At 54.7% G+C, this 2,004-nt stretch carries 4 protein-coding genes; 2 read left to right on the forward strand and 2 right to left on the reverse strand.

Annotated elements, in window-relative coordinates:
* Positions 1-315, forward strand: a 315-nt coding sequence (locus AC5JLP_RS19035) for a tyrosine-type recombinase/integrase (protein WP_496069516.1), incomplete at its 5' end; no start/stop codon positions are given.
* 210 nt (positions 316-525) lie between these two features.
* Here AC5JLP_RS19035 and AC5JLP_RS19040 read toward each other — a convergent pair.
* Together AC5JLP_RS19040 and AC5JLP_RS19045 are read right to left on the reverse strand one after the other, a co-directional pair.
* Positions 526-1,056 (reverse strand): DUF6985 domain-containing protein, encoded by a 531-nt coding sequence (locus AC5JLP_RS19040; RefSeq protein WP_496069517.1) that lies wholly within the window; start codon positions 1,054-1,056, stop codon positions 526-528.
* 188 nt (positions 1,057-1,244) lie between these two features.
* Positions 1,245-1,553, reverse strand: coding sequence for a putative quinol monooxygenase (locus tag AC5JLP_RS19045; protein ID WP_496069518.1), 309 nt, complete (start codon positions 1,551-1,553; stop codon positions 1,245-1,247).
* Between the two features lie 118 nt (positions 1,554-1,671).
* Between AC5JLP_RS19045 and AC5JLP_RS19050 the strand changes: the two genes are divergently transcribed.
* On the forward strand, positions 1,672-2,004 hold a 333-nt coding region (locus AC5JLP_RS19050; RefSeq protein ID WP_496069519.1), incomplete at its 3' end, for a type 1 glutamine amidotransferase family protein.

Consider the following 2,004-nt stretch of genomic DNA (forward strand, 5'->3'; position numbering starts at 1 on the left):
GTCGCGTCAATACAAGCCTGGTTGCAGGTGGGTGACTTGAAGGTGGAGGACTACTTATTCACAGGGCAACGGGGTTGCTTGACGGTCGAAACGATGAGTACGCGGGTGAAGACTTGGTGCCACGATGTGGGGTTGAAGGGCAACTATGGTAGCCATACATTGCGGAAGACGTGGGGCTACTGGCAACGCTTAGAGCGTGGCACTGCCATTCCTCTGTTGATGGAAGCGTTTGGTCATGCCACGCAGCAGCAAACGCTAGCGTATTTGGGCATTCAGTCGAATGAGATTGCCGCCATCTATGAGTTGGAACTGTAATGGTATTGGCTGCTCTAAAGCTGACCTGTATATCTCTGAAAGCTCTAGAGCCACAGAGCAACAGCGTTGTGGACACTATCAATCGATGCTGGGTCGAACGCTTCATCAGGAGAGTAGTGTTTGGGTGTCTCGTTTTTCCGCTTTGCCACGCTTCACCCCGTACCATCCTTCCAGGCCAAGACGCTTCACTGTGTCATCTTTACCTTCGTCTCAAGAAGCGTGCTGAGCGGCAGCAGCGGCGATGAGCTGCCGTAGCCTCTCTAAGTGCTCAGGGGGATCATCCCGCGCACCGCCGCTGCCGCCCATCTGATCAGCCTCGATGGCCACACCATCGCGGAAGCGGATCTCCAGCCCATGCTCGGGATCCCAAGCGCACTCGGCGTAAATGAGAAAGTAGGCATGGCGTGCCTGGTAATGGCGCGGCACGACAATGTGATCGATCTGCACCTGCCGCCACACGTCTACGGGACTGTCTAATGGCGGCAGCTGCTCGTCATCGCCAATCGCCTCGCGATACACCGCGTAGTTCTGCACTACGGCTGGCGCGGCGTTCTCTAACGCCTCTGTACCTAACGCGAGCACATGGCGAATCGCCTGACGCTGCTGCGGCTCCATCGCCTCCTCGTCTAGCTCGATCGCAATGGTGGCAAGCTGTCCGCCCAGCAGGACGCGCTGCTCTAGCACCCAGTTGCTGCCCTGTGCCGTCAGCAGCCCGAACTCCTCATCGTGCCGTGTCTCCATTGTCTCCTCCCAAGTAACGGCATTCAGTAGCTAACGGCTTCGGTCAGCGGCGGGCTATGAGTGCTCAAGAAACCAGAGTGAACATCTACCCGGCCGCTGCACCTTCGGGCTAGCCCTTAGCCCCCTATGTTCTTTCAACCAGAGCAAAGCCTATATCTGCTCGGTTTTCCTGGATCTCCACTGGCTGTCTAGACTAACATGGGTAATTTGCTTGCCACGATAGCCACTGGCTCAATGGAGGGCGGTTCGGCTAGTAGCTCTGATGCCTTAGACATGAGTGCAGCAGCAATCTGTCCATCTAAATGTTTCTGGCGATCGTCAGCATTGGCGAAGGCATCAACAATATAAAACGTGGTTGCATTCGCTTGGAAAGCAAACCAAACAGGTGTAAAGGTTTCTGCCTGTGCCAGAGGCAGCGCTTCAGAGAGAAACTGACTAACCTCCTCACAGCGCTCAGTCTTGGCGACGAGCTTAACAACAAGAGCATGGCTCAGCATAGTACGTCGATCTCCTAGTTGAAGGAAAGTGTGATGTGTGAGCTCACAAAATTTAGTGTACGAGCAGGAAAGCCATTATCATATTGTCGTAAACGTCAATAAAGACAGCATTCCCGACATGAAGATTTTCGTTCTGATGGTTGATGACATGTTCGACACCGGTCTTACCGCCATCCTTGACACCTTTGCGTTTGCGAATGAAATCATCTCAGAACAGGGCGGTAGGGCTCCATTTGAAGTGACCGCTACAGGTGTGCGCCCATCCATACAGACGCGTCTCGGTCTACAGGTTTCAGCGGCACTAGCAACCTCACTGCCGCGTCCCGATCTCGTGGTTGTGCCTGCGCTGGCCGATAAAACGCCTGAAACGCTGGGTGCGGCGCTTCAGCGTCCTGATGTGGTTGAGGCTCAAACTGTGATTCAGCACTGGTATCGCTCCGGCACTGTGGTC

The sequence above is a fragment of the Stenomitos rutilans genome (assembly GCF_059505485.1).